Below are 25,241 nucleotides of genomic sequence, written 5' to 3'. Positions count from 1 at the left end.
GCAAAACTCTAAGGGCAGGGCAATTATAGCGGCAAGTCTTGCCAGATCAGGGTTAAGAAACGGTATGCCTAACAGGGCGCTGTATTCTGTCGCACTGATCCATAACTGGGCGGAAATACCAAGAAAAATGGCGCCCGAAGGCGCCATTCTCAGGCCTGTTCGAAAGCACCGTGGCAGTGCTTGTATTTCTTGCCTGAACCGCAGGGGCAGGCCTCGTTGCGGCCTACCTTGCCCCAGGTCGACGGATCGTCAGGATTGCGGTTTTCCGGCGGGACGGCGACTTCAAGCGCCCGATAAGTCGTATTCGTGAACTCATCTTCGCCGGTTGTCGGGTCCAGATGGTGCGCCTGCATGACCGGCGGTTCCGGTTGTTCCGGAGCCTGCTGAACGAGCTCGACACGCATCAGCTGCGCCGTGACGGCCTGACGCAGGTTATTAAGCAGCGACTGGAAGAGTTCGAAAGCTTCCGACTTATATTCCTGCAGCGGGTCGCGCTGGGCATAGCCGCGGAAACCAATGACGGAGCGCAGGTGGTCGAGGTTGACGATGTGCTCGCGCCACAGATGGTCCAGCGTCTGCATGACGATCTGGCGCTCGACATAATGCATGATGTCGGGACCGAAGCGCTCGACCTTCTCGTTGAAGGCGGCGTTGGCGGCTTCCGACAGGCGCTCGCGTATGTCGTCCTCGCCGATGCCCTCTTCCTTTACCCAGTCCTCGATCGGCAGATCGAGATTGAGGATATTGGCAACCTGTGTCTTCAGGCCTGCCGCATCCCACTGTTCGGCATAGGCGCGTTCCGGAATATGGGTCGCGACCAGATCATCGATGGCTTCGCGACGCATGTCGGACACCGTTTCGGAAATATTCGGCGCTTCCATCATCTCGACGCGCTGTTCGAAGATGACCTTGCGCTGGTCGTTCAGAACGTCGTCGTACTTCAGCAGATTTTTGCGGATATCGAAGTTACGGGCTTCGACTTTTTTCTGCGCACGTTCCAGAGCTTTATTGATCCAGGGATGGACGATTGCCTCGCCCTCCTTGAGACCCAGCTTCTGCAGCATGCTGTCCATGCGGTCAGAGCCGAAAATGCGCATCAGGTCATCCTGCAGCGACAAGTAGAACTTGGACCGGCCGGGGTCGCCCTGACGGCCGGAACGGCCGCGCAGCTGGTTGTCGATACGGCGGCTTTCGTGGCGCTCGGTGGCGATGACGTAAAGACCGCCGGCGGCGAGCGCCTTTTCCTTCAGCTGCTTGATCTCTTCGCGGATCGCTTCGATCTTGGCGTCGCGTTCCGGGCCTGGTTCGACTTCGCCGAGTTCACGTTCCACACGCATCTCGAGATTGCCGCCGAGCTGGATGTCGGTGCCGCGACCGGCCATGTTGGTGGCGATCGTTACGGCACCCGGCACGCCGGCCTGGGCGACGATATAGGCTTCCTGCTCGTGATAGCGGGCATTCAGAACCTGGAAGTTCGAGAAGCCCTGCTTGCGCATCAGCTCGGCGAGGAATTCGGACTTTTCGATCGAAGTCGTACCGACAAGCACCGGCTGGCCGCGCTCATGGGCATCCAGGATCTCAGTGATGATCGCCTTATACTTCTCTTCGACCGTCCGATAGACTTCATCGTCTTCGTCGATACGCTTGATCGGCAGGTTGGTCGGAACCTCGATGACGTCAAGATTGTAGATGTTGCCGAATTCCTCCGCTTCCGTCTGCGCCGTACCGGTCATGCCGGCGAGCTTGTCGTACATGCGGAAGTAGTTCTGGAAGGTGATGGAAGCCAGCGTCTGGTTTTCCGGCTGGATCTGTACCTTTTCCTTGGCTTCCAGCGCCTGGTGCTGGCCTTCCGAGTAGCGGCGGCCCGGCATCATGCGGCCGGTGAATTCGTCGATGATGACGATCTCGCCATTGCGGACGATGTAGTCCTTGTCGCGCTGGAAGAGCTTGTGGGCCTTCAGGGCATTATTGATGTGGTGAACGATCGCGACGTTTTCGATGTCATAGAGCGAGGCGCCCTTGAGGAGACCAGCCTGCTTCAGCAGGTTTTCCAGCTTTTCGGTGCCGACTTCGGAGAAGTTGGCCGAACGCTGCTTTTCATCGATCTCGTAATCTTCCGGCGTCAGCAGCGGAATGTAGGCATCGATGGCGTTGTAGAGGTCGGAGCGGTCGTCGAGCGGGCCGGAGATGATCAACGGCGTGCGGGCTTCGTCGACGAGGATCGAGTCCACTTCGTCGACGATTGCGAAGTTGTGGCCGCGCTGTACCATCTGGTTCTTCTCGTACTTCATATTATCGCGCAGATAATCGAAGCCGAGCTCGTTGTTGGTCGCGTAAGTAATGTCGCAATTGTAGGCATCGCGGCGCTCCTCGTCGGAAAGGCCGTGAACGATGACACCGGTGGTGAGGCCGAGGAAGCCGTAAAGACGGCCCATGGTCGCGGCGTCACGCTGTGCGAGATAGTCGTTGACGGTGACGACATGCACGCCCTTGCCGGCAAGCGCGTTCAGATAAACCGGCAGTGTAGCGACCAGCGTCTTACCTTCACCGGTCTTCATTTCGGCGATGGCGTTGGAATGCAGGATCATGCCACCGACGAGCTGTACGTCAAAAGGTCGCATGCCGAGGACGCGGCGGGAGGCTTCGCGAACGACCGCGAAGGCCGGGATCAGGATATCGTCCAGCGTCTTGCCTTCTGCGAGGAGAGCACGGAACTCCACCGTCTTGGCGGCAAGCTGCTCGTCCGTCAGCGCCTTGGTTTTCTCTTCTATAGAGTTGATTGCGGCGACGTTCGGCTGGAAGGACCGCACGCGGCGATCGTTGGCTGAGCCAAATAACTTGCGGGCAATACCGCCAAAGCTGACCATATGACTGGTCCTTTCTGAATATTCTTCCCCGACGTTTCTTATTCGCTACCCGGCCGAAAAACAGGCGCGCGTTGAAAACGCCCGGAAACTGTTCTGGACGCGAGGTTGCGTGACAGATAAGAGGGGGGGCAAATGATGTCAACGGATTTGGCCGATATAGAAAGGCCACATTCCGATGTTGAAGCCTGTTTTCGGGCTGGATTCACGAAAGCTGAAGCCGGCGGGTATAATTGTGAAGGGTTATTTGATGTTGAGCACCAACAAACTTGCTGCGCTGGCGTTTACGGCCTTCGTCGCCTTCCAGATTCCGGCCTATGCTGACGACGCCGTCGTCGCCAAGGTCGGCAATCTGGAAATCCACCAGTCGGAACTCGATCTGGCTGTCGCCAATCTCGACCCGCAGCTCGCACAGCTCCCGGACGATCAGAAGAAGGTCGCCGCGTTGTCTGCTGCGATCGACGTCAAGCTGCTGGCCACAGACGCTACCGCCGAGAAGCTCGATCAGACCGACGACTTCAAGAAGCGCCTGCAGTATCTGACCGACCGTGAGCTTCACAACGCCTACTTCAAGAAGCATGTCGTCGACACCGTGACCGATGCCGACGTGAAGGCACGCTACGACAAGGAAGTCGCCGGCTTGCCGAAGCAAGAAGAGGTTCACGCCCGCCACATCCTCGTCAAGACTGAGGACGAGGCCAAGGACGTCATCAAGCAGCTCGACTCCGGCAAGGACTTTGCCGAGCTTGCCAAGGAAAAGTCCACCGATCCGAACAAGGATGACGGTGGCGATCTGGGCTATTTCACCCGCGGGCGCATGGTCAAGGAATTTGAGGATGCAGCCTTCGCTCTCGAAAAAGGCACCTATTCCAAGACCCCTGTGAAGACCGATTTCGGCTATCATGTCATTAAGGTCGAGGATAAGCGTGACGCTCCGCCGCCGCCGTTCGAACAAGTTCAGGACCAGGTTCGTCAGCTCGTCATGCGCGACAAATATCTTGCGCTTCTGAACGATGCGAAGGCCAAGTCCAAGGTCGATATCATGGACGAAACGCTCCGCAAGGGTTACGAAGACGCAAACAAGCAGCCAGAGCCGGGCGCTGAGCCCGCCCCGGCTCCCGCCCCGCAGCAGTAATCATAAGCATCAGGGCCCGGTTCTTCCGGGCTCTTCATTAGATCCGGATGATTTTTTGCCTGATCGGCCTAAAATCATCCGGATCTAATTCATAAAACAGAGCATGATGTCGCCCGAAAGCCGCTCACACTCTTCGGCATGATGCTCAAACATCGTTTGTTGTCGCATTTCCGGACGGCGAGCCGCTTCCATTTCGCCTGGAAATGCTCATAGGCAGGTCGCTTCCATGTCCGCTACCGTTTCTCCGCTTGCCCCGAAAACCTTTGCCTCGCTGCCCGCACTTCGTGGTGTGCGCATGGCGACCGCTTCCGCCGGCATCAAGTACAAGAACCGGACGGACGTATTGATGATGGTCTTTGATGCGCCTGCGGCTGTCGCGGGCGTTTTCACCAAGTCGAAATGCCCCTCCGCACCGGTCGATTTCTGCCGGGCGAACCTGCCGCACGGTACGGCTCGTGCCGTCGTCGTCAATTCCGGCAACGCCAATGCTTTCACCGGCATGAAGGGCCGCGCTGCGACCGAGCTGACGGCGAAGGCCGCTGCTGCTGCTGTCGGCTGCCGCGAAAACGAGATCTTTCTTGCGTCGACGGGTGTTATCGGCGAACCGCTCGACGCCACCAAATTTGCCGGTGTGCTCGACAAGATGCAGGCCGATGCCACGGGCGATTTCTGGTTCGAGGCTGCCAAGGCCATCATGACCACCGACACCTATCCGAAGGTTGCGACCCGCACGGCCGAAATCGGCGGCGTCACGGTGACAATCAATGGTATCGCCAAGGGTGCCGGCATGATCGCACCCGACATGGCGACCATGCTGTCCTTCGTCGTCACGGATGCCGATATTGCCTCTGCCGCCCTGCAGTCGCTCCTGTCTGCCGGCGTCGAACCGAGCTTTAACTCCATGACGGTCGATAGCGATACTTCGACGTCGGATACGCTGATGCTTTTTGCGACGGGCGCTGCCGCAGCCGACGGGCAAGTGCGGATCACGAGTGCGGAAGATCAGCAGCTCGATGCATTCCGTTCGGCTCTGAACGATCTTCTCAAGGATCTGGCGATCCAGGTCGCTCGTGACGGTGAAGGCGCCACGAAGATGCTCGAAATCACCGTGACCGGTGCGGAGAGCGATGCCGCCGCCAAGACGATTGCGCTTTCCATCGCCAATTCACCGCTGGTCAAGACCGCGGCTGCCGGTGAGGACGCCAACTGGGGCCGCGTTGTCATGGCCGTCGGCAAGGCCGGCGAAATGGCTGATCGCGACCGGCTAGCCATCTGGTTCGGCGATGTGCGCGTCGCCGTCAACGGCGAGCGAGACCCTTCCTATTCCGAAGATGCAGCCTCCGCCGTCATGAAGAAGCAGGATATTCCTGTGAAGGTTGATCTTGGCCTGGGTTCAGGCAAGGCCACGGTCTGGACCTGCGACCTCACCAAGGAATATGTTGCGATCAATGGCGACTACCGGAGCTGATCGTTCGTTGATGCAGGCATCCCTTCCGAAGCAGAATCTGCCGCTGGTCCGGCGGCTGGAAGCCGTGGGCTTTCGTGCCTGGCCGGCGGCGTCCGTGCAATATGATGGAAGCTGGCAGGTCCGCCTGACGGCGGGACATCCCTCCAATCGCCTGAATTCCATCGTTCCGCTCGATCCCTCCGATCACCGCGACGTCGAAATCCGGCTGGAGAAGGCAAGCCGCAAGTTCGAGGCTTATGGCCGTCCAGCCGTGGTGCGTGAGACACCGCTTGCCTCGCCTGTTCTGGTCAACCTGATCAAGGAACAGGGATGGAAGTGTTTCGATGAGACGGCCGTCATGGTTTGCGATCTGTCGCAGGCCGATCTGCCCGATACGCTCGATCATCTTCCGACCCACGATATCGGCCGGTTCGTCGATGCCAACCTTGCGGTCGATCATGCGCCCGTCTCGCTGAAGCCGGCGCTCGCCGAGATCATCTCGGCGATCAAGCCTCCGTCGGGGCTCTTCATGATCGAGGATGCAGCCCACGGCTCTTTAGCAACCGTTCTCTGCGTGCAGGACAACGATCTTGCCGGCATCATGTCGCTTTCGGTTGCCCACGCGCATCGCCGCAAAGGGCTCGGCATCGAAATCCTGACCTCGGCTTTGCGCTGGGCGCGGATGCGCAGCGCCCGCACCGCCTGGCTGCAGGTGAAACTTTCCAATGCACCGGCAATCGCTCTTTATGAGCGTCTCGGTTTCCGCGATGTCTATCACTATTGTTACTGGCGGGAGCGTTGCGAATGAGTGGGGCGGGAAGGAAGCTTCTCCTCGTCGCCGCTTGCGCGCTGATCGACACCGACGGGCGTATCCTTCTGGCACAGCGACCGGAAGGCAAATCGCTTGCTGGCTTGTGGGAATTCCCGGGCGGAAAGGTTGAGCACGGCGAGACGCCGGAGGAGACGCTGGTGCGCGAGTTGAACGAAGAGCTCGGCATCACGACGAAGGTGCCGTGTCTGGCGCCACTGACCTTTGCCAGCCACAGCTACGATGCGTTTCATCTACTGATGCCGCTCTACGTCTGCCGTCGCTATGAAGGCATTCCGCACGGTCGCGAGGGACAGGCGATCAAATGGGTGCGCCCGCAGGCGCTGCGCGATTATCCGATGCCGCCGGCTGACGAACCGCTCATCCCGGTACTCCAGGATTTACTTTAGCTCTTGCTGATTATTGGCTCGAAACGGCGATTTCGCCTGTGGATATTAATCGATCATTTAGCACCTTCTGGCAATGATCGGCCTCACTCAAGCAATTGGCGTGTGTGTATTTAAGGGCTTGACGTCATGGACGACGATTTCTGGAAAGCTGTGCGTGAGAAGGAACAGGCTTCTTCGTCTGCTTCGCGCAGGACGGGGGCACTGAATATTGCCCTTCTGTTCGGTACGGCCGTGGTGGCGCTCACCCTTATCCTGACGCCGATGCTGGCAGATTCCTCCAAAAAGAGCGTGCTCGCCAGCGCGCCGGCGGATTTTGACACGATCACCACTGGCTCGATCCCGAAGACCGAGAATGGCAAGCGTTATACGATCCGCCGCAGCGTCCTCCAGGATACACCTGGTTCGGTCTGTGTCGTCCAGGGCTACGGTGTCGGCGCCGGCTGCTGAGGAAATGAAGCCTCCCGCGGGGAGACCGTCAATTTCATTGTCATCTTGGGCGCAAAAAGGGTTGGATTGATGAATTTGCTAAAGAAGTTTCTGGCAAACAGAACAGGTGCAACCGCGGTCGAATATGGATTGATCGCAGCACTGATGGCCGCTGCCCTCATTGGCGGCCTGGGTACCTTCACCAACAGCCTGCAAGGCATGTTCAACACCATTGATAACAACCTGACGATCAACTGAGCCGCCACCAAGGCCTCACTGCTTGAGCTTCTGTTCTTCCACCTTCAGGGCATCGGCAAGCCGGGCTTTTGCCGATCCCGGCTTAAGCGGCTGCTGCTGGCTTTCGTGCGGCGCCCATCCCGACACGTAGATCATTGAAAATGTCGCGCGGATACGGCCGTCCGAATCCGAATAGCGCTCGGCATAGATTTCCGCTGCGCGCAGGAAGAAGCTGCGTGTCAGCGGCTTACGGCTGCGGGCCACCAGCGGATTGGTCATACCCATCGCTCTCAAGTCGCGCATCAGCGGAAACAGTGAATCATAGCGAACCGTATAATTCTCCGCATCGATGACGGGGAGCGCAAAGCCTGCCCGTTGCAGCAGGCCGCCGACATCGCGCACGTCGGCAAAGGGGATGATGCGCGGGCTTGCGCCGCCGGTCATTTCGATTTCGGTTGCAAGCAGCACCTCGCGCAGTTCCTGCAGCGTACCGGCGCCCGGAATGGCAGCGAGGAACAGCCCATCCGGCTTCAATGCCCGGCGGATCTGGATGAAGACGCCGGGGGTATCGTTCGTCAGATGCAGATTGAGCGGTGCAATCACCAGATTGGCGGATTGGGGCGCAAGCGGTACGTCTTCGAGCGGTGCTTCGACGAAAGGCTCACCTGGTGCCACATAGCGGATGTCGCTTTCCACGCGAGTGAGGCTGCCGACCTTGCCGGTCGCTATCGCCGCATGGGCGGCGACACCTGTGGTACCGTGCAGTTCTACCGCATGTTCGAAACTGCGTTCCACGACGGCCAAGCGGTCCGCCAATTCCTCAGCGGCGATATCGAGCAGGAACCCCGCCTTCAGGTCGCCATTCGCGAGCGCGCGGCGACGGTTTGCGGCGATCTGCGCCTTGTCGAAGATGGTATCCATGGCGATGTCCATATTCTCCTGTCCCGCAGGCGGCAAGACGATTTTCCTTTGCTGCGTGACACGCTAGTCTCTTCATATGGGGATGATCGAGACAGAAAGAGAGAAGGGACGGGTATGGACGCGGCTTCTGCGGCCGTTCTCTGTGCTCGCCGATCTGGTCTATCCACCAGCCTGCGCAGCGTGCGGCATTTCGACGGGTGGCCATCGTGGGCTCTGTTCCAAATGCTGGTCCGACGTCCGTTTCATCGAGCGGCCTTATTGCGAAGTGCTCGGCATTCCTTTTTCCCACGATCTCGGCATTGGCATTCTGAGCGCCGAGGCCATTGCCAACCCACCGCCATTCGACCGGCTGCGTTCGGTAGCCGCACATGACAATGCCATTCGCACCCTCGTGCATGGTCTCAAATACCGGGATCGCACCGACCTTGCCCCGATGATGGCCGGCTGGATGCTGCGTGCTTCCGATGGCATGGTCCAGCGCTCCGACGCCATCATTCCAGTTCCCCTTCATCGCACTCGTATGGTTTCGCGCAAGTTCAACCAGGCGGCGGAACTTGCCCGACATCTGGCCCGGCTTGCCGAAAAACCGCTATTGCCCGGAACCCTTCTGCGCGCAAAGCGGACCAGCCAACAGGTCGGTCTGGGCGTGCGGGCGCGAGAGGACAATGTCCGCGGCGCTTTTGTTATCGCCGCCAATAAAGAGAATGACGTTTTCGGCAAACGCATCGTGCTCGTCGATGACGTTTATACGACAGGTGCTACAGTCAGTGCGGCTACGCGGGTGCTACGCAAGGCAGGTGCTGCCGATATCACGGTTTTGACCTTTGCAAGGGCCTTTGCAGAAACTATATGACAATAAGAAAACAGCATCGTCTGGAGATCATTCATGGTACCTGTTACCATTTATACACGGCAGTTCTGCGGCTTTTGTGCACGCGCTAAATCTCTGCTTGAAGAGAAGGGCGTGGACTATGTCGAGCACGACGCGACCTTTTCACCCGAGCTTCGCCAGGAAATGCTCGGCAAGTCGAATGGCCGCACCACCTTTCCGCAGATTTTCGTCGGCAGCACGCATGTCGGCGGCTGCGACGATCTCTATGCACTCGATCGGGCAGGCAAGCTCGATCCGCTGCTGGCAGCCTGAGGAAGGGAAATGAGCTTCACGGCCGCCGCTATCCAAATGTGCTCGGGTGTCGATCCGGAGCGGAATGCCGCGTCGATGGCGCGCCTCGTCCGAGAAGCAGCCGCAAAGGGTGCGACCTACGTGCAGACGCCCGAAATGACGGGCATGCTGCAGCGCAACCGTGCCGCGGCCAAGGAAGTGCTGCGTGATGAGAGCAATGACATCATCGTCAAGACCGGCTCGGCGCTTGCAGCTGAGCTTGCCATCTATATGCATATCGGCTCCACGGCGATTGCGCTCGATGACGGCAAGATGGCCAATCGCGGCTTTCTCTTCGGGCCTGACGGCAAGATCCTCAATCGCTACGACAAGATCCATATGTTCGACGTCGATCTCGACAATGGCGAGAGCTGGCGCGAAAGTGCGGCTTATCGGGCAGGATCGGAGGCCCGTGTCCTGTCGTTGCCTTTCGCCGAGATGGGCTTCACCATCTGTTACGACGTGCGTTTCCCGCAGCTTTTCCGTGCGCAGGCGGTTGCCGGTGCGGAAGTGATAACCGTTCCGGCGGCTTTCACGAAGCAGACGGGCGAGGCGCATTGGGAAATCCTGCTGCGGGCGCGCGCCATCGAGAACGGGGTTTTCGTCATTGCTGCTGCGCAGGCCGGCCTGCATGAGGATGGACGGGAGACATTCGGCCACTCGATGATTATCGATCCCTGGGGGAAGGTGCTGGCTTCGGCTGGCCCTACCGACGAGGCGGTCATTCTGGCAGAGATCGATCTGGCGGCGGTGAAGGCTGCGCATGACAAGATTCCGAACCTTAAGAATGGTCGGGAGTTTTCCATCGAGAGGATTGCGGGGGAAGTTTCAGGAGGCGCAGCAGCTTGATCCGCTATTCCCTTATTTGTGAGAATGCCCACGAGTTCGAAGGCTGGTTTTCTGAAAGTGCCGATTTCGACCGGCAGGTTGCAAGTGGCTTTCTAACTTGCCCGGTGTGCAATTCCGCTTCCGTCTCTAAATCTTTGATGGCGCCATCGGTTTCGACCGCACGCAAGAAGGAAGAAATGCAAACGGTTGCCATGGATGCGGCCCGCCGCGAGGCCTTCGTGAAGCTGAAGGAAGCCATTGCCACTATCAAGGCGAATTCCGAAGATGTCGGAACACGCTTTCCCGAAGAAGCCCGCAAGATCCATTACGGTGAGGTGGATGCTCGCGGCATTATCGGCCAGGCGACGCCCGATGAAGCCCAGTCACTGGTGGAAGAGGGCATAGAGATTGCTGCCTTGCCGATCCTGCCTGAAGACGTGAACTGATATGGAGACTGCGAGGCTGGCCTTCTATAATTTTGGCCTGCATGTCGCACCTTCTGACAGCCGGGCCGTCGAAGGCTTCGTTCTTCGTGAACCTGCGAATTTCGAAGCTGCCGCCCGGGCATGCGGCTTCATTGGCCGTTCCGGCTATCCCGGATATCCCGGCCCCAGAAGCTGGGGGCCGCAGGTTTTTCCGCGTTACATCGAGGGCAGCGGTTTTACCTCCGCGCCATCTTCCCTGTCATTGTGGGTCGATATCGAGTCTCTGATGGCTTTCACCTATAATGGTGTTCACGCCGACGCGCTGAAACATGCCCGCAAATGGAATGTGAAGCAAACTTGGCCGCCGCTGGTCCTGTGGTGGGTGTCAGCTTATCATCGGCCGGACTGGCAGGAGGGTGTGGAGCGTCTCGAATATCTTGCCGACCACGGCGCAAGCCCGAAGGCCTTCACTTTCAAACAGCCCTATGGGCCTGACGGGGCGGAAATCGTGATCGATCGCGACCGCGTCAAAGAGCTTACCGCGCGCAATGCCGAGACCCAAAAGGATCTGCTCGCTTTTGTCCAAACCTTGAAAATCTAGACCGTCGGATCAAGCCGGTCGTTTTGCCAGCAGCATGTAGTTCACATCCATGTCCTTCGACAGGTTCCACTGGTTTGCCAGCGGATTGAAGAAGACGCCCGTGCGGTCGATGATTTCGAAGCCGTTTGTGGTAAGCGGCTTTTCCAGCTCTTCGGGACGCACCAGCTTTTCATATTGATGCGTGCCGCGTGGCAGCCAGCGCAGGACATTTTCTGCGGCGAAGATGGCAAGCGCGGCCGCCTTCATGGTGCGGTTGATGGTAGCAACGAACATCAGCCCGCCCGGCCGGACCATGCCGGCGCAAGTATTCATGAAAAGTTCGACATCGGCCACATGCTCGACGACCTCCATGTTGAGCACGATATCGAAGGTCTCGCCGGCTTCGGCGAGTTGTTCGGCTGTCACGGCGCGATAATCGACCGCAACGCCTGATGCCTTGGCATGGGTCGAGGCGATGCCGATGTTCTTTTCAGACGGGTCCGCGCCGACAACGTCGGCTCCCATACGGGCAACCGGCTCCGACAGAAGGCCGCCGCCGCAGCCGATATCGAGCACGCGCAGACCTTCAAGCGGTTTGGCACTCTTCGGGTTGCGAGAAAAATTCTCCGCTGCCTTGTCGCGGATATAGGCCAGGCGAACAGGATTGAACTTGTGCAGCGGCTTGAACTTGCCGGTTGGGCTCCACCACTCGGCCGCCATGGCGGAAAAGCGATCGACTTCGCTTTGGTCGATGGTGGTCTTTGCCGCTTCGGTCATATTGCCAGCTCCTTTGTCCTGCCAGTGAAGTCGGACGATCGAGGTGATAAGTCAAGGGCGCTCCGGTTAGCATGGACCGCTAAAAATAGAGCAAGTCTGAAGGCAGTAAAAAACCCCGCGTCTTCGCGGGGTTTCGGATCCTAGCTAATGCGGATTTAGCGGCACTGACGGCGCGGGCCGTATGTGGGCTGGTACGTATTGTCATACGCGCGGTATGAGCGATACCGGCTGTAGCAATAATCGGCATGCGAACTGCCCGTCCGCACGCGCGGCTGCGAGGCTATGATGCCACCGATGAGCGCCCCGGCGGCCAAGCCCCCGATAATAGCCCCGGTATTGTCATGGTGGCGATAATACCGGTCGCGGTAGTAGCGGTCGCCATAATAGCGGCGGTCCCTGTCCCATCCGCGATCATAGCGATAACGGTCCGAATAGCGGTAATTGCGGCCCCAACCTTGGTTATAACGAGGGCATTTCGTGAAATTGTTGCAGCCCACCTGAAGAAGCTCGGCCTGGTCGCCGGTGGCTTCGGGTTGCACTGCCGACTGGACAGGGTTTGCCGTATAGGCCGGCCCTGCCCAAGCGGGCATTCCGGAGAATGCGGTTACTATCGACAGTGCAATTATCGCTAATCTTCTCATTCTGCTCACCAGCTTTCTCGACTTATCTATTGCTGTTTAAACGCATTTCGGGCCACTAAGTTCAATCGCCTTCATGCTCCGATTTGACGGGTATGGTGAAAGGGATGTTTTGCAGGGGCGGCGCGGACCGTTTCCAGCGAACTCCTGCCGTCTCCACTTCACCCTTTCCCCGCCCTTGCCACCCCTTGCCAAACTCGCTAAGAGACGCGCCAACTTTCGTCCTTGGTTGGCGGGCTAGAAGCGTTCCAGAAACCAGTATTTCCGGGCTCTTCGGCCATTCGGCAGCCGAGGTTTTCTGATGCCCGGGAGGGCAATGCGTCTCCCGGCGGATTGTGAACGCGTGGCGTACCGGAGAAGCAAATCCCGTTTTCCGGCAGTCGCGCGCGGGTCGTGGTAGAGGCTTATGGCACGCATCGTTATGAAATTCGGCGGAACCTCCGTCGCTGATCTGGACCGCATCAAGAACGTTGCCCGCCATGTGAAACGTGAAGTCGATGCCGGTCATGAAGTGGCGGTCGTCGTTTCCGCCATGTCCGGCAAGACCAATGAGCTGGTCGGCTGGGTGCAGAACATGCCGAAGGTAATCGGCGCCAACTCGCCCTTCTACGACGCACGCGAATATGACGCCATCGTCGCTTCCGGCGAACAGGTTACGTCAGGCCTTCTCGCAATCGCGCTGCAGAGCATGGGCATCAATGCACGTTCTTGGCAGGGCTGGCAGATCCCGATCCGCACAGACAATGCACATGGCGCAGCTCGCATCGTGGAAATCGATGGGGCCGATATCATCAAACGCATGGGCGAGGGGCAGGTTGCTGTCGTCGCTGGCTTCCAAGGCCTCGGCCCTGACAATCGTATCTCGACGCTCGGACGCGGCGGATCGGATACGTCGGCCGTGGCAATCGCAGCTGCTGTCAAAGCCGATCGCTGCGACATCTATACGGACGTCGATGGCGTTTACACGACCGATCCGCGCATCGAGCCCAAGGCGCGGCGTCTGAAGAAGATCGCTTTTGAAGAAATGCTGGAAATGGCGTCGCTCGGCGCCAAGGTTCTTCAGGTGCGCTCGGTCGAGCTTGCCATGGTGCACAAGGTGCGCACTTTCGTGCGTTCGTCGTTCGAGGATCCCGATGCTCCGGGCATGGGTGACCTCATGAACCCTCCCGGAACGCTGATTTGTGACGAGGATGAAATCGTGGAACAGGAAGTAGTCACCGGCATCGCCTATGCCAAGGATGAGGCTCAGATCTCGCTTCGCCGTCTTGCCGACCGGCCAGGCGTTTCTGCCGCGATCTTCGGGCCGCTCGCCGAAAGCCACATCAATGTCGACATGATCGTCCAAAATATCTCCGAAGATGGTTCGAAGACGGATATGACCTTCACCGTTCCCTCCGGTGATGTCGAGAAGGCCATCAAGGTTCTCTCCGACAACAAGGAGAAGATTGGCTATGACGTCGCGCAGAGCGAATCGGGGCTGGTGAAGGTTTCCGTCATCGGTATCGGCATGCGCAGCCACGCTGGTGTGGCGGCAACAGCCTTCCGGGCGCTGGCCGAAAAAGGCATCAACATCAAGGCGATCACGACCTCGGAAATCAAGATTTCGATCCTGATCGATGGTCCTTATGCAGAACTCGCTGTCAGAACTTTGCATTCCTGCTACGGTCTGGATAAAAATTGATTCCCAGCGGGCGGCCTGCCCCTTCAGGTTGAAGATGCGGCCGGTTGTTCTGGCCGCATTAAGCGTTTGTTTCGGGGAGCTTGAGTCGCAATGAGAGACCTTTCCGGCGGTCCGCGCGTGCTGCTCAAGCGGCTGCGCGAGTTGATGGCGGAGCCACTGGAGCCGCAGGAGCGGCTCGATCGGATCGTGCGCCAGATCGCCAGCAACATGGTGGCGGAAGTTTGCTCCGTCTACGTGCTGCGCGCCGACGGTGTTCTCGAGCTCTATGCTACTGAAGGTCTCAATAAGGAAGCCGTCCACCTTTCGCAGCTGAAGATGGGGCAGGGCCTCGTCGGTACGATTGCCGCATCGGCACAGCCGCTTAATCTTTCTGACGCGCAGTCGCATCCGGCTTTCCGTTACCTGCCGGAAACAGGCGAAGAGATCTATCACTCTTTCCTCGGCGTGCCGATTCTGCGCACGGGCCGGTCGCTCGGCGTTCTCGTCGTACAGAACAAGGCGAGCCGCAATTATCGCGAGGAGGAGCTGGAAGCGCTCGAGACGACGGCGATGGTTCTCGCCGAGATGATCGCGACAGGTGAACTCAAGAAGATCACCAAGCCCGGCCTTGAACTTGACCTTACCCGCTCGGTCACGATCGACGGCGATACGTACAATGACGGGATCGGCCTCGGCTACGTCGTGCTGCACGAGCCGCGCATCGTCGTCAACAATCTGCTCAACGAGGATGCGGAAAAGGAAATCCGGCGGCTGGCGGAAGCCATGGGTTCGCTCAGGATCTCCATCGACGACATGCTGTCGCGCCGCGATGTTTCCATGGAAGGTGAACATCGCGAGGTGCTCGAAACCTATCGCATGTTCGCCCATGACCAGGGTTGGGTGCGTAAGCTGGAAGAAGCCATCCGCAACGGCCTGACGGCGGAAGCGGCGGTCGAGAAGGTCCAGAGCGACACCAAAGCGCGCATGATGCGTCTTACCGATCCGTATCTTCGCGAGCGGATGCATGATTTCGAAGATCTTGCGAACCGGCTGCTGCGCGTTCTGACCGGCTATACGGGCCGCACGACGGCTGAGGGCTTCCCGAACGACGCGATTATTCTTGCACGCGCCATGGGTGCAGCGGAGCTCCTCGATTATCCGCGCGCCAATGTGCGCGGGCTGGTGCTGGAAGAAGGTGCGGTCACCAGCCATGTGGTCATCGTCGCACGCGCGATGGGCATTCCTGTCATCGGCCAGGCGGCGGGTGTGGTGGCGCTCGCTGAAAATGGCGACGCCGTCATCATCGACGGCGACGAGGGGCATGTGCATATCCGGCCAAGGCCGGAGCATCAGCGTTCTTATGAAGAAAAGGTTCGCTTCCGTGCAAGGCGGCAGGAGCAGTTCCGGGCGCTGCGTTCCGTCGAGCCGGTCACCAAGGATGGTCAGCGCATCCAGCTTCTGATGAATGCCGGCCTGCTGGTCGACCTACCTCAGCTGGCGGAATCGGGCGCAGAAGGTATCGGCCTGTTCCGCACTGAACTGCAGTTCATGATCGCCTCGACCATGCCGAAGGCGGAAGAGCAGGAGATATTCTACCGCAATGTGCTGAAGCAGGCGGGCGGTCGTGTTGTGACCTTCCGGACGCTCGATATCGGCGGCGACAAGGTTGTCCCATATTTCCGCGGCCATGAGGAAGAGAACCCGGCACTCGGCTGGCGGGCAATCCGCTTGTCGCTCGACCGGCCTGGATTGTTGCGCACGCAGTTGCGCGCCATGCTGAAGGCTGCGGCCGGTGCCGAGCTGAAGCTGATGGTGCCGATGGTGACCGAGGTTTCAGAGCTGCGGCAGGTACGTGAACTCCTGCAGAAGGAAGTACAACATCTTTCACGCTTCGGTCATGGTCTGCCTCGTAAGCTGCAGTTCGGGGCGATGCTGGAAGTGCCGGCGCTGCTCTGGCAGCTCGATGAGTTGATGGATGCGGTCGACTTCGTCTCGGTCGGTTCCAACGACCTCTTCCAGTTCGCTATGGCGGTCGACCGCGGCAATGCCCGCGTTTCCGAACGCTTCGATCCGTTGGAGCGGCCGTTCCTGCGGATTCTGCGCGATATCGTGCGCGGAGCGGATCGCAACAAAACGCCCGTGACGCTGTGTGGCGAGTTGGCCGGGAAGCCGCTTTCGGCCATGGCCCTACTCGGCGTCGGCTTCCGTTCCATCTCTATGTCGCCGGCCTCGATTGGTCCCGTCAAGGCGATGCTGCTCGGCCTCGACGTTGGGGCACTGACGAAGGTCGTCAATGAGGCGCTGGACGACCGGAATACGACCGTGCCGATGCGCGAGGTGCTTGCCCGCTTCGCTGAGAGCCACAATATTCCCCTTTAGACATATATAAGAAGAACAGGAGCAAGGGGTGGCGAAGCTTCCCATTGAAAAGATGCGCGAGCTTGAGCGCCGCTTCGGTGAGATCGAAGCGCGCATGTCGGCTGGCCCTTCGGCTGACGTTTATGTAAAGCTCGCATCCGAATATTCCGAACTGCAGCCGGTCGTGACCAAGATCCGCGCCTATCAGAAAGCAATCGGCGAGCTTGCCGATCTGGAAGTGCTGCTCGAGGACAAGTCTGTCGACCGCGACATGCGCGACCTTGCAGAACTTGAGCTGCCTGACGTGAAAGAGCGTATCGAGGCGCTTGAGAACGAGATCCAGATCCTGCTCTTGCCGAAGGACGCAGCCGACGAGAAGAGCGCGATCCTGGAAATCCGAGCCGGTACTGGCGGCAACGAGGCGGCTCTTTTCGCCGGCGACCTTTTCCGCATGTATGAGCGTTACGCCGCAACGCACGGCTGGAAGGTCGAAGTGTTGTCGTCGAGCGAAGGCGAAGCCGGCGGCTATAAGGAAATCATCGCGACGATCACCGGCAAGGGCGTCTTTGCAAAGCTGAAATTCGAATCCGGCGTGCACCGTGTCCAGCGGGTGCCGGAGACGGAAGCGGGCGGGCGTATCCATACCTCGGCGGCTACGGTTGCGGTCCTTCCCGAGGCAGAGGAAATCGATATTGAAATCCGGCCGGAAGATATTCGCATCGACACGATGCGCTCCTCCGGTGCGGGCGGCCAGCACGTCAATACGACGGATTCGGCAGTGCGTATCACCCACCTGCCGACGGGCATCGTGGTAACCAGCTCGGAAAAGTCCCAGCACCAGAACCGTGCAAAGGCCATGCAGGTGCTGCGCTCGCGTCTTTATGATGCCGAGCGGCAGAGGGCCGACAGCGAACGTTCCGCCGACCGCAAGAGCCAGGTCGGTTCGGGCGACCGTTCTGAACGCATCCGCACCTATAATTTTCCACAGGGGCGCGTGACCGACCATCGCATCAACCTGACGCTCTACAAGCTCGACCGGATGATGGTCGGCGAGATCGACGAAGTGGTGGATGCGCTGCTGGCCGACTATCAGGCGAGCCAGCTCGCACAGCTTGGCGAACAGCAATGACTGCGTCCGGGCCGACGGTTTCAGAAATGCTTGCCGAGGCCCGGCGCCTTTTCACGGAAGCGGGTATCGACGATCCGCAAACCGATGCGCGGCTGCTGATCGCCGGATTGCTGAAGCTTTCTCCGACCGCGATGTTAACAGCCGGTCGTGAAGAGATTTCGCAGGAGCAGGCAGAGGTCATCGGTCGAGCGATCGCGAGGCGATTGAAGCACGAGCCGGTCCATCGCATTCTTGGCGAGCGGGAGTTCTACGGCCTGCCGCTTTGGCTTTCCGCAGGCACGCTGGAGCCGCGGCCGGATACCGAAATTCTCGTCGATACGATTATTCCTTATCTGCGTGACCTTGCAAAGATCGAGGGCAATCTCCATATTCTGGACATCGGAACCGGGACCGGAGCGATTTGCCTTGCGCTCCTAAGTGAATGCCCGGAAGCATCAGGCGTCGGCAGCGATATTTCGACCGATGCACTTGAAACGGCAAGATCAAACGCAGAAAGAAACGGATTGCAGGAGCGATTCACAACCATTCGATCGAACTGGTTCGAGAACATCCACGGGACGTTTCATGCGATTGTCTCAAATCCGCCCTATATTGCTTCCAATGTCATTCACGATCTCGCTCCCGAAGTGACGAAATTTGATCCGGCTGCAGCTCTGGACGGCGGCCCGGATGGGCTTGACGCTTACAAAGCCATAGCAAAGGATGCGGCAAGGTTCATACGACCGAATGGGGTCGTCGGACTGGAAATCGGTTATGATCAGCGAAACGATGTGACGGCGATCTTCGAAGCGGAAGGCTTCAAGTGCCTCAAATCCGTTAGAGATTATGGTCAGAACGACAGAGTGCTCGTGTTCTCGCCGACATGATCGGCGACAAATTGCAGCATCGAACTGGACATTGTTGCTATTGCGAAGAAAAGGCTTGGATTTCCCGAGGAAGCAATATAGGTTGCGCTCACGCGTTGGGCGCATAGGAATGAACGAGATTCGTTCGGTACTTGCTCAGCTTCGGGGGTCTGCTCTTTTAAACGAGAGTTTCAAAGGTTGAACACGACCCAATGTGTGAATCAGTCAAACTGACTTGAAGACAAGCGGCAGGTCGGCGCGAAGGCGCACTATGCTTGCGGCACGAAGGCCCTGATCCGGATAGACCGGTCTTGGCGGTTGGTGCCATGTATCCAATCACAAACAGAGAATTCAGGTGAACGATCGATGAGGCCAGGACAGCAGAACAAGCGCGGTCGAGGGCGTGGCAATAACAATAACAATGGCGGCGGTGGAAATAACAATAACAACAATTTCAACCGCAAGGGTGGAAACCCGCTGACCCGGACTTATGACAGCTCCGGCCCCGATGTGAAGATCCGCGGCACTGCTCAGCACATTGCGGAGAAATACGCCCAGCTCGCCCGTGACGCCCAGAGCTCCGGAGACCGCGTCATTGCTGAAAACTACCTGCAGCACGCCGAGCACTATAATCGCATCATCGCCGCCGCACAGGCGCAGATGCAGGAGCGCTTTCAGCGCGATGACCGCCACGAGTTTAATGATCGTGACAATGCGGACCGGGATGGCGACGAACTGGATACGGCAGACAATGACGATGTCGTCGTCATTCAGCCGCCGCACCAGCCGCGGCGCGAACAGCAGCAGCCAGTGGCCGCGGCACCTGCGCCCTCACAGGCTGAGGTGGAAGTGATCGATGGAACCGGCCCGCAGCCGGATATCGAAGGCATTCCTGCCGAGGTCGCCATGGAAGAGGAAGGCTCTGCCGCGCCGCAGCGCGAGCGCCAGCCCCGCCGCCGCAACGCCGGCAGCCGTCCCCGCCGCCCGCGCCGTGGTGCCGAAGGCGAAGCGGCCGGCGAAGAAGGCGCTCCCGTGGACGCGCCGGCTCTCGCCGAGGCCGCTTCCGAATAAGCTTACTTCAAACGCAGACTTTCAAAGGCCGCTCTTTCCGGGCGGCCTTTTCTATTGCGAAGCCGCCTGAAGTTTGCGTCAGGAACAAGGATGGCGATCGATCCTACTTCGGCCGCAGGCGCTCAAAAGCAAGGACGCCAGCTGGGCGCCGACCGACCACAAATGGAATTTCGAATTGATGTCCCGCGCCCCAGTCCGATCGAAGACTTCTCGACAGAAACGGATGCCTGCCGGATGTCGCGTTGATGGCAGATAGCGCGCGCAGGGACGGCTTGCCGGCGACAGTTTTCCGGTGTGTTACCCCTTTAAACTCTTGGGATTCTCCACCATATCCTGCCCAGATCGTTTGCCGCAAATCTCAACGGCGACAAACGGGGCTTGCCTTTTGAGGGAGCTCAATCTCAATCATCGGTCTGTGCCTTATGAAGGGCAGGGCGATTCATGGAGGTAACATATGAATATCGAAAAATACTCCGAACGGGTGCGCGGTTTCGTTCAGTCCGCGCAGACCTATGCGCTTGCGCAGGGACACCAGCAATTCACGCCGGAACATGTTCTCAAGGTCCTGCTCGATGATGATCAAGGTATGGCCGCTTCGCTGATTGAACGTGCCGGCGGTGATGCGAAAGCTGCGCGCCTTGCCAATGATGCAGCGCTTGCCAAATTGCCGAAGGTTTCTGGCGGTGGCGGTAACATCTATCTCGCCCAGCCGCTCGCCAAGGTTTTCTCCACGGCCGAAGAGGCTGCAAAGAAGGCCGGTGACAGTTTCGTCACGGTTGAGCGTTTGTTGCAGGCGCTGGCGATCGAAACCTCTGCCTCGACCTATCAGTCGCTGAAGAATGCCGGCGTGACTGCGCAGGCTCTCAATCAGGTGATCAATGACATTCGCAAGGGTCGTACGGCCGATACCGCGAGTGCCGAGCAGGGCTTCGACAGCCTGAAGAAATATGCACGCGACCTGACGAGTGAAGCCCGCGAGGGCAAGCTTGATCCGGTCATCGGCCGCGATGACGAAATCCGCCGGACGATCCAGGTTCTTTCCCGCCGCACCAAGAACAACCCTGTTCTCATCGGTGAGCCTGGCGTCGGCAAGACGGCAATCGTCGAAGGCCTTGCGCTGCGCATCGTCAATGGCGACGTGCCGGAGAGTCTGAAAGACAAGAAGCTGATGGCGCTCGACATGGGTGCCCTGATCGCCGGTGCGAAGTTCCGGGGTGAATTCGAAGAGCGCCTGAAGGCTGTTCTGAACGAGGTTCAGTCTGAAAACGGCGAGATCATCCTCTTCATCGACGAAATGCATACGCTGGTTGGCGCCGGCAAGGCGGATGGGGCTATGGATGCCTCCAATCTGCTGAAACCTGCCCTCGCCCGCGGCGAACTGCACTGTGTCGGCGCAACCACGCTCGACGAATACCGCAAGCATGTCGAGAAGGATCCGGCCCTTGCTCGCCGTTTCCAGCCGGTCATGGTCGAGGAACCGACGGTCGAGGATACGATCTCGATCCTGCGCGGGTTGAAGGAAAAGTATGAGCAGCATCACAAGGTGCGCATCGCCGATGCCGCGCTGGTTGCGGCTGCGACCCTTTCGAACCGCTACATCACGGACCGCTTCCTGCCGGACAAGGCGATTGACCTGATGGATGAAGCCGCTGCCCGCCTGCGCATGCAGGTGGACTCGAAGCCGGAGGAACTCGATGAGCTTGACCGTCGCATCATCCAGCTGAAGATCGAACGCGAGGCGCTGAAGAAGGAGACCGATGTTGCCTCCGCCGATCGGCTGAAGCGGCTGGAAGGTGAGCTGACTTCCCTTGAGGAAGAGGCAGATGCGCTGACGGCCCGCTGGCAGGCGGAAAAGCAGAAGCTCGGTCTTGCCGCTGACCTGAAAAAGCAGCTCGACGATGCTCGCAATGAACTGGCGATCGCCCAGCGCAAGGGTGAATTCCAGCGCGCCGGCGAGCTTGCCTATGGCGTAATCCCTGGTCTCGAAAAGCAGCTTGCCGATGCCGAAAGCCAAGAAGACAACAGCCGCAATGCGATGGTGCAGGAGGTCGTGACCCCCGACAATATCGCCCACGTCGTTTCCCGCTGGACCGGTATTCCGGTTGACAAGATGCTGGAAGGCGAACGCGACAAGCTGCTGCGCATGGAAGACGAGTTGGCGAAGTCGGTGATCGGTCAGGGCGATGCTGTTCAGGCGGTTTCACGCGCCGTGCGCCGTGCTCGAGCCGGCCTTCAGGATCCGAACCGACCGATCGGCTCTTTCATATTCCTCGGTCCGACCGGTGTCGGCAAGACGGAGCTCACCAAGGCGCTCGCCCGTTTCCTCTTCGATGATGAGTCGGCGATGGTACGCATGGACATGTCGGAATACATGGAGAAGCACTCCGTGGCCCGGCTGATCGGTGCGCCTCCCGGCTATGTCGGTTACGATGAAGGTGGTGCGCTGACGGAAGCCGTCCGCCGCAGGCCCTATCAGGTCGTGCTGTTCGACGAGATCGAGAAGGCGCATCCCGATGTCTTCAACATCCTGTTGCAGGTGCTGGACGATGGTCGTTTGACTGACGGTCAGGGCCGGACAGTCGACTTCCGCAACACGATGATCATCATGACGTCGAACCTCGGTGCCGAATATCTCACGCAATTGCGTGAGGGCGATGATAGCGAGACGGTTCGCGATCAGGTGATGGAAGTGGTTCGCAGTCACTTCCGGCCAGAGTTCCTGAACCGTATCGACGAGATCATTCTCTTCCACCGCCTCAAACGCGAGGAAATGGGCGCGATCGTCGATATCCAGCTGAAGCGGCTCGTCTCGCTGCTGTCTGAGCGCAAGATTGTGCTCGATCTCGACGAGGATGCCCGCAATTGGCTGGCGAACAAAGGATATGACCCGGTTTACGGCGCTCGTCCGCTGAAGAGGGTGATCCAGAAGTTCGTCCAGGATCCGCTTGCCGAGCAGATCCTCTCGGGTGAAGTGCCGGATGGATCGACGGTCAAGATCACCAGCGGTTCGGACCGGTTGCTGTTCCGGTCGAAGCAATCGGTGAGTGAAGCCGCATAAGGCTGCACAGATGACAATTGGCAATGGCGGCCCGAGAGCCGCCATTTTTGTTTCCGCAGAAAGGAAGAATTATTTGCTTGCGACCTGATCAGTAGCGGGCTGGGTGTTCAGCAGTGTGTCGATGCGCTTGCGCTCGTCCTCGAACTTGGCAAGAGCCTCGCCCTGAAGCGACTTGCCGCCGGGGAGGCGGATGCGCAGTGGGTCTACTTTGGTGCCGTTGACGATCAACTCGTAGTGCAGATGCGGACCAGTGGATTCACCCGTTGTGCCGACCCAGCCGATGACTTGGCCCTGCCGCACCTTGGCACCGGGCACGATGCCCTTGGCGATGGCGCTCTGGTGGTTATAGGAGGATTCGTAGCCGTTGGCGTGGCGGATAATCGTCTGGTTGCCATAGCCGCCGGAATCCCAGCCAGCCTTTTCGACGGTGCCGTTACCGGCCGCGATGATCGCCGTGCCGCGCGGGGCTGCCCAATCGACGCCGGTATGCATGCGCGCGAAGCCGAGAATCGGGTGGCGGCGCATGCCGAAGCCAGACTTGAAGATCCCGTTCGGAACGGGGTTTCGTAACAGGAACTGGCGGATGCTCTTGCCGTCCTGGTCGAAGTAATCGATCGTACCGTCTTCCGGATCCTGGAACCGATAGAAGCGGGTCAGTGTATCACCGAAGCGGGCATTGACGTAGAGAAGTTCGGAATCCTCGGTCGCCTGGCCTTTGCTGTCGGCAACGGAGAAGAAGGCCTCGAGGTAATCCGTTGGTTTCAATTGCGCCTGGAAGTCGACATTGGCCGCGAGCAGCTTGATGATCAGCGCCGTCATGTCCGGAGTCATGCCATAGGAGAGCGCTGCGCGGTAAATGCCATCATAGACGCGCGGCAGGTTCTGGCCGGCGGCTGGGGCGAAGGAATTGTCCTCGAAGGCGGTGGCGATCGCATCCAGCATGGGTGGCTCGCTGCCGGCTACGAAACGCCCACTATCATCGAGTGCAACGGTAATCAGGTGGCGGGTGCCGCGGTAGATACTGGCGCGAATGATCTTCGCCTGCTCGCCTTTCTGAATGATGCCGATACGCAGGACGTCGCCCTTCGAAAGCGTATCGGTTCCGAGAAGAGGAGCGATATAACCGGACATGCCGTCCGCCTGCGGCTGCGGGTAGCCGGAATCGGCAAGCGCCTTGGCGATCGTCATATCCTGGCGCACTGGCAGGATGTCGTCGGCGAATTCCTCAGTTTGCGGCGTGATGGATTCCGGCGCTGAGACCGTCATGTTCTGCTCTAGGACGCGGGCCGCGAGACCAGCGGTCAGGTCGACGTCGTTGTCTTCATTGGAGAAGCGGCGCGGATCGACATAGTAGAGAGCGGCGAGCTGGGCGTTTCCGTCCGTCAGAACCGAACCGTTGGAGCGGACGTTCTCCTCGACTTCATCAAGCGAAAGTCCGGGCGCCATGTTGAGGTCGGATTTGCCGGTTGGGAAAGGAATGGTCTTCAGTGCCACTTCGGATTCCACATCGGAACCGTAAATCGCACCCGTGCGGCTTTGCGGCGCTGGCTGCGGTTCATCGGCCGAGAAGATCGCCAGGGGATCAAAGTCCGGATAATCCTCAGTCGCAACGTGATTGGCAGCCAACATCATCTTCACATGAGAGAAGGGCTGGCGGCGTACGACCTCCTTCTCACCGTCATGGACCACGGTCGAGACTTCCATGATGGCTCGGTCGGATGGCTTTGCCGCGATGACGGGAGCGATCAGACGGCCACCGCGGGTCACAGACGTATCCTGATGCGCATCGGCAGCGGACGCATAGGCTTCTGCCGGGATTGCCAGCTGCTGGCGGCCGTCGAGGGCGGCAAAAAGCGCGACCCCCATAAGGATTGAAGAGGTAATGCCGGTGAGGAACGTGCCCGAAAGCCAGCGAAGCGAAACCTCGCGCCGGTCGGGTGCGCGTCGCCCGTCTGCCAGAAGCGGAGGCTCGCTGCCGAGCGAGCGGATCATCATTTTCTCCGTCATCATGGCAGTGGAGTTCGCATCCTTACATTCGATGTCGTTCTGAGCATCCGCGGGCCATCCTGGCTGGGGCGAAAGATGTGCATATTTTGGGCACTGAAGTCAAATCACACCGGAATGGGCATCTTACGTGCGCATGCCTGCGTGAAACGTGTGTGTTTCCTCAGACCAGTAGAATGTGATGATGTCGGGGCAAATTGGATCAAAATCGTATCTTCCACAAGAAAACCGACAAACAGTCATGTTTTGCGGCCTCTATCAGCGCGATCGGGAATCCGGGAAACAAGCGAATTCCAATGACCAATATAAAATCCCATGAAGAAACAACAGGATACGAGAAAAACGATTTTTTTGAAAAAGGCCTGTTGACTGTTTTGCGGGTGTAGGCTTATAAGCCCACTCACTGACGAGGGCGGCGGCGCTGCTGGCGACGAAGTTCCTCGTTCTGAAGAAATCAA

The 25,241-nt window shown here is 59.0% G+C and carries 23 protein-coding genes; 17 read left to right on the top strand and 6 right to left on the bottom strand.

Annotated features, from left to right (window positions below; all coding sequences use genetic code 11):
• Positions 1–149: 149 nt before the first annotated feature.
• Positions 150–2,867, bottom strand: a complete 2,718-nt coding sequence (gene secA / locus EV281_RS19940; protein WP_132655508.1) for a preprotein translocase subunit SecA — start codon at positions 2,865–2,867, stop codon at positions 150–152.
• Between the two features lie 247 nt (positions 2,868–3,114).
• On the opposite strand from secA, the gene EV281_RS19935 reads away from it, so the two are divergent.
• The 6 genes from EV281_RS19935 (at position 3,115) to EV281_RS19910 (ending at position 7,348) form a co-directional block, all read left to right on the top strand.
• Positions 3,115–3,999: a peptidylprolyl isomerase gene (locus EV281_RS19935; RefSeq protein ID WP_132655506.1), complete on the top strand. Its 885-nt coding sequence runs from the start codon at positions 3,115–3,117 to the stop codon at positions 3,997–3,999.
• A 226-nt stretch (positions 4,000–4,225) separates the two neighbouring features.
• A complete protein-coding gene (gene argJ / locus EV281_RS19930) occupies positions 4,226–5,467 on the top strand; it encodes a bifunctional glutamate N-acetyltransferase/amino-acid acetyltransferase ArgJ (RefSeq protein ID WP_132655504.1) in 1,242 nt (413 codons plus the stop codon).
• Positions 5,448–6,254: a GNAT family N-acetyltransferase gene (locus EV281_RS19925; RefSeq protein ID WP_132655502.1), complete on the top strand. Its 807-nt coding sequence runs from the start codon at positions 5,448–5,450 to the stop codon at positions 6,252–6,254. The genes argJ and EV281_RS19925 overlap by 20 nt, the downstream gene beginning before the upstream one ends.
• Positions 6,251–6,664 carry an 8-oxo-dGTP diphosphatase MutT gene (gene mutT, locus EV281_RS19920; RefSeq protein WP_132655500.1) on the top strand — a complete coding sequence of 138 codons (414 nt, stop codon included), beginning with the start codon at positions 6,251–6,253 and terminating at the stop codon, positions 6,662–6,664. The genes EV281_RS19925 and mutT overlap by 4 nt, the downstream gene beginning before the upstream one ends.
• A gap of 126 nt (positions 6,665–6,790) precedes the next feature.
• Positions 6,791–7,111 carry a hypothetical protein gene (locus tag EV281_RS19915; RefSeq protein WP_132655498.1) on the top strand — a complete coding sequence of 107 codons (321 nt, stop codon included), beginning with the start codon at positions 6,791–6,793 and terminating at the stop codon, positions 7,109–7,111.
• 69 nt (positions 7,112–7,180) lie between these two features.
• On the top strand, positions 7,181–7,348 hold the full coding sequence (locus tag EV281_RS19910; protein WP_132655496.1) for a Flp family type IVb pilin: 168 nt from the start codon (positions 7,181–7,183) through the stop codon (positions 7,346–7,348).
• Positions 7,349–7,363: 15 nt separating this feature from the next.
• Here the strand turns inward: EV281_RS19910 and EV281_RS19905 are convergent, their stop codons facing one another.
• Positions 7,364–8,248, bottom strand: coding sequence for a methyltransferase domain-containing protein (locus EV281_RS19905; protein ID WP_132656276.1), 885 nt, complete (start codon positions 8,246–8,248; stop codon positions 7,364–7,366).
• 76 nt (positions 8,249–8,324) lie between these two features.
• Here EV281_RS19905 and EV281_RS19900 point away from each other — a divergent pair, with 76 nt between their 5' ends.
• Genes EV281_RS19900 through EV281_RS19880 form a run of 5 tightly spaced genes read left to right on the top strand, consistent with a single transcriptional unit; the run spans position 8,325 to position 11,264 of the window.
• Positions 8,325–9,101: a ComF family protein gene (locus tag EV281_RS19900; RefSeq protein ID WP_132655494.1), complete on the top strand. Its 777-nt coding sequence runs from the start codon at positions 8,325–8,327 to the stop codon at positions 9,099–9,101.
• A 33-nt stretch (positions 9,102–9,134) separates the two neighbouring features.
• Positions 9,135–9,392 (top strand): glutaredoxin 3, encoded by a 258-nt coding sequence (gene grxC / locus EV281_RS19895; RefSeq protein WP_132655492.1) that lies wholly within the window; start codon positions 9,135–9,137, stop codon positions 9,390–9,392.
• Between the two features lie 9 nt (positions 9,393–9,401).
• Positions 9,402–10,259: a carbon-nitrogen hydrolase family protein gene (locus EV281_RS19890; RefSeq protein WP_132655490.1), complete on the top strand. Its 858-nt coding sequence runs from the start codon at positions 9,402–9,404 to the stop codon at positions 10,257–10,259.
• Positions 10,256–10,684 (top strand): DUF1178 family protein, encoded by a 429-nt coding sequence (locus tag EV281_RS19885; protein ID WP_132655488.1) that lies wholly within the window; start codon positions 10,256–10,258, stop codon positions 10,682–10,684. Before EV281_RS19890 ends, EV281_RS19885 begins: the two co-directional genes overlap by 4 nt.
• Position 10,685: 1 nt before the next feature.
• Positions 10,686–11,264, top strand: a complete 579-nt coding sequence (locus EV281_RS19880; RefSeq protein WP_132655486.1) for a DUF3291 domain-containing protein — start codon at positions 10,686–10,688, stop codon at positions 11,262–11,264.
• A gap of 9 nt (positions 11,265–11,273) precedes the next feature.
• On the opposite strand, the gene ubiG is transcribed toward EV281_RS19880, so the two are convergent.
• Positions 11,274–12,020, bottom strand: a complete 747-nt coding sequence (ubiG, locus tag EV281_RS19875) for a bifunctional 2-polyprenyl-6-hydroxyphenol methylase/3-demethylubiquinol 3-O-methyltransferase UbiG (RefSeq protein ID WP_132655484.1) — start codon at positions 12,018–12,020, stop codon at positions 11,274–11,276.
• A gap of 155 nt (positions 12,021–12,175) precedes the next feature.
• Positions 12,176–12,661, bottom strand: a complete 486-nt coding sequence (locus tag EV281_RS19870) for a BA14K family protein (protein ID WP_132655482.1) — start codon at positions 12,659–12,661, stop codon at positions 12,176–12,178.
• Between the two features lie 403 nt (positions 12,662–13,064).
• Here EV281_RS19870 and EV281_RS19865 point away from each other — a divergent pair, with 403 nt between their 5' ends.
• The 6 genes from EV281_RS19865 (at position 13,065) to clpB (ending at position 22,779) form a co-directional block, all read left to right on the top strand.
• Positions 13,065–14,339 (top strand): aspartate kinase, encoded by a 1,275-nt coding sequence (locus EV281_RS19865; protein WP_132655480.1) that lies wholly within the window; start codon positions 13,065–13,067, stop codon positions 14,337–14,339.
• A 90-nt stretch (positions 14,340–14,429) separates the two neighbouring features.
• Positions 14,430–16,697: a phosphoenolpyruvate--protein phosphotransferase gene (ptsP, locus tag EV281_RS19860; RefSeq protein ID WP_132655478.1), complete on the top strand. Its 2,268-nt coding sequence runs from the start codon at positions 14,430–14,432 to the stop codon at positions 16,695–16,697.
• 28 nt (positions 16,698–16,725) lie between these two features.
• Positions 16,726–17,805 (top strand): peptide chain release factor 1, encoded by a 1,080-nt coding sequence (gene prfA / locus EV281_RS19855; RefSeq protein ID WP_132655476.1) that lies wholly within the window; start codon positions 16,726–16,728, stop codon positions 17,803–17,805.
• Positions 17,802–18,671, top strand: coding sequence for a peptide chain release factor N(5)-glutamine methyltransferase (gene prmC, locus EV281_RS19850; protein ID WP_132655475.1), 870 nt, complete (start codon positions 17,802–17,804; stop codon positions 18,669–18,671). The genes prfA and prmC overlap by 4 nt, the downstream gene beginning before the upstream one ends.
• Before the next feature lie 345 nt (positions 18,672–19,016).
• The gene (locus tag EV281_RS19845) at positions 19,017–19,721 is read left to right on the top strand and encodes a DUF4167 domain-containing protein (RefSeq protein WP_132655473.1); all 705 of its coding nucleotides are present in this window, start codon (positions 19,017–19,019) and stop codon (positions 19,719–19,721) included.
• Positions 19,722–20,175: 454 nt separating this feature from the next.
• Entirely contained in the window at positions 20,176–22,779 is a 2,604-nt protein-coding gene (gene clpB, locus EV281_RS19840; protein WP_132655471.1) for an ATP-dependent chaperone ClpB, read from the top strand.
• Positions 22,780–22,848: 69 nt separating this feature from the next.
• Here the strand turns inward: clpB and EV281_RS19835 are convergent, their stop codons facing one another.
• Complete coding sequence (locus EV281_RS19835; protein ID WP_132655469.1) at positions 22,849–24,789, bottom strand: M23 family metallopeptidase; 1,941 nt, start codon at positions 24,787–24,789, stop codon at positions 22,849–22,851.
• A gap of 252 nt (positions 24,790–25,041) precedes the next feature.
• Positions 25,042–25,241: hypothetical protein (locus tag EV281_RS31465; protein WP_207896882.1), on the bottom strand; the 200-nt coding region annotated here is incomplete at its 5' end.

Source organism: Rhizobium sp. BK418, from assembly GCF_004341105.1.
Classification (GTDB): Bacteria; Pseudomonadota; Alphaproteobacteria; order Rhizobiales; family Rhizobiaceae; genus Rhizobium.
This window is presented reverse-complemented; position numbering and strand designations above follow the sequence as displayed.

What these genes read in the sequence shown, in the direction of transcription:
- secA (WP_132655508.1), bottom strand. Translation starts at nt 2,867, where the DNA reads ATGGTCAGCTTTGGCGGTATTGCCCGCAAGTTATTTGGCTCAGCCAAC.
- EV281_RS19935 (WP_132655506.1), top strand. Translation starts at nt 3,115, where the DNA reads ATGTTGAGCACCAACAAACTTGCTGCGCTGGCGTTTACGGCCTTCGTC.
- argJ (WP_132655504.1), top strand. Translation starts at nt 4,226, where the DNA reads ATGTCCGCTACCGTTTCTCCGCTTGCCCCGAAAACCTTTGCCTCGCTG.
- EV281_RS19925 (WP_132655502.1), top strand. Translation starts at nt 5,448, where the DNA reads ATGGCGACTACCGGAGCTGATCGTTCGTTGATGCAGGCATCCCTTCCG.
- mutT (WP_132655500.1), top strand. Translation starts at nt 6,251, where the DNA reads ATGAGTGGGGCGGGAAGGAAGCTTCTCCTCGTCGCCGCTTGCGCGCTG.
- EV281_RS19915 (WP_132655498.1), top strand. Translation starts at nt 6,791, where the DNA reads ATGGACGACGATTTCTGGAAAGCTGTGCGTGAGAAGGAACAGGCTTCT.
- EV281_RS19910 (WP_132655496.1), top strand. Translation starts at nt 7,181, where the DNA reads ATGAATTTGCTAAAGAAGTTTCTGGCAAACAGAACAGGTGCAACCGCG.
- EV281_RS19905 (WP_132656276.1), bottom strand. Translation starts at nt 8,248, where the DNA reads ATGGATACCATCTTCGACAAGGCGCAGATCGCCGCAAACCGTCGCCGC.
- EV281_RS19900 (WP_132655494.1), top strand. Translation starts at nt 8,325, where the DNA reads ATGGGGATGATCGAGACAGAAAGAGAGAAGGGACGGGTATGGACGCGG.
- grxC (WP_132655492.1), top strand. Translation starts at nt 9,135, where the DNA reads ATGGTACCTGTTACCATTTATACACGGCAGTTCTGCGGCTTTTGTGCA.
- EV281_RS19890 (WP_132655490.1), top strand. Translation starts at nt 9,402, where the DNA reads ATGAGCTTCACGGCCGCCGCTATCCAAATGTGCTCGGGTGTCGATCCG.
- EV281_RS19880 (WP_132655486.1), top strand. Translation starts at nt 10,686, where the DNA reads ATGGAGACTGCGAGGCTGGCCTTCTATAATTTTGGCCTGCATGTCGCA.
- ubiG (WP_132655484.1), bottom strand. Translation starts at nt 12,020, where the DNA reads ATGACCGAAGCGGCAAAGACCACCATCGACCAAAGCGAAGTCGATCGC.
- EV281_RS19870 (WP_132655482.1), bottom strand. Translation starts at nt 12,661, where the DNA reads ATGAGAAGATTAGCGATAATTGCACTGTCGATAGTAACCGCATTCTCC.
- EV281_RS19865 (WP_132655480.1), top strand. Translation starts at nt 13,065, where the DNA reads ATGGCACGCATCGTTATGAAATTCGGCGGAACCTCCGTCGCTGATCTG.
- ptsP (WP_132655478.1), top strand. Translation starts at nt 14,430, where the DNA reads ATGAGAGACCTTTCCGGCGGTCCGCGCGTGCTGCTCAAGCGGCTGCGC.
- prmC (WP_132655475.1), top strand. Translation starts at nt 17,802, where the DNA reads ATGACTGCGTCCGGGCCGACGGTTTCAGAAATGCTTGCCGAGGCCCGG.
- EV281_RS19845 (WP_132655473.1), top strand. Translation starts at nt 19,017, where the DNA reads ATGAGGCCAGGACAGCAGAACAAGCGCGGTCGAGGGCGTGGCAATAAC.
- clpB (WP_132655471.1), top strand. Translation starts at nt 20,176, where the DNA reads ATGAATATCGAAAAATACTCCGAACGGGTGCGCGGTTTCGTTCAGTCC.
- EV281_RS19835 (WP_132655469.1), bottom strand. Translation starts at nt 24,789, where the DNA reads ATGATGACGGAGAAAATGATGATCCGCTCGCTCGGCAGCGAGCCTCCG.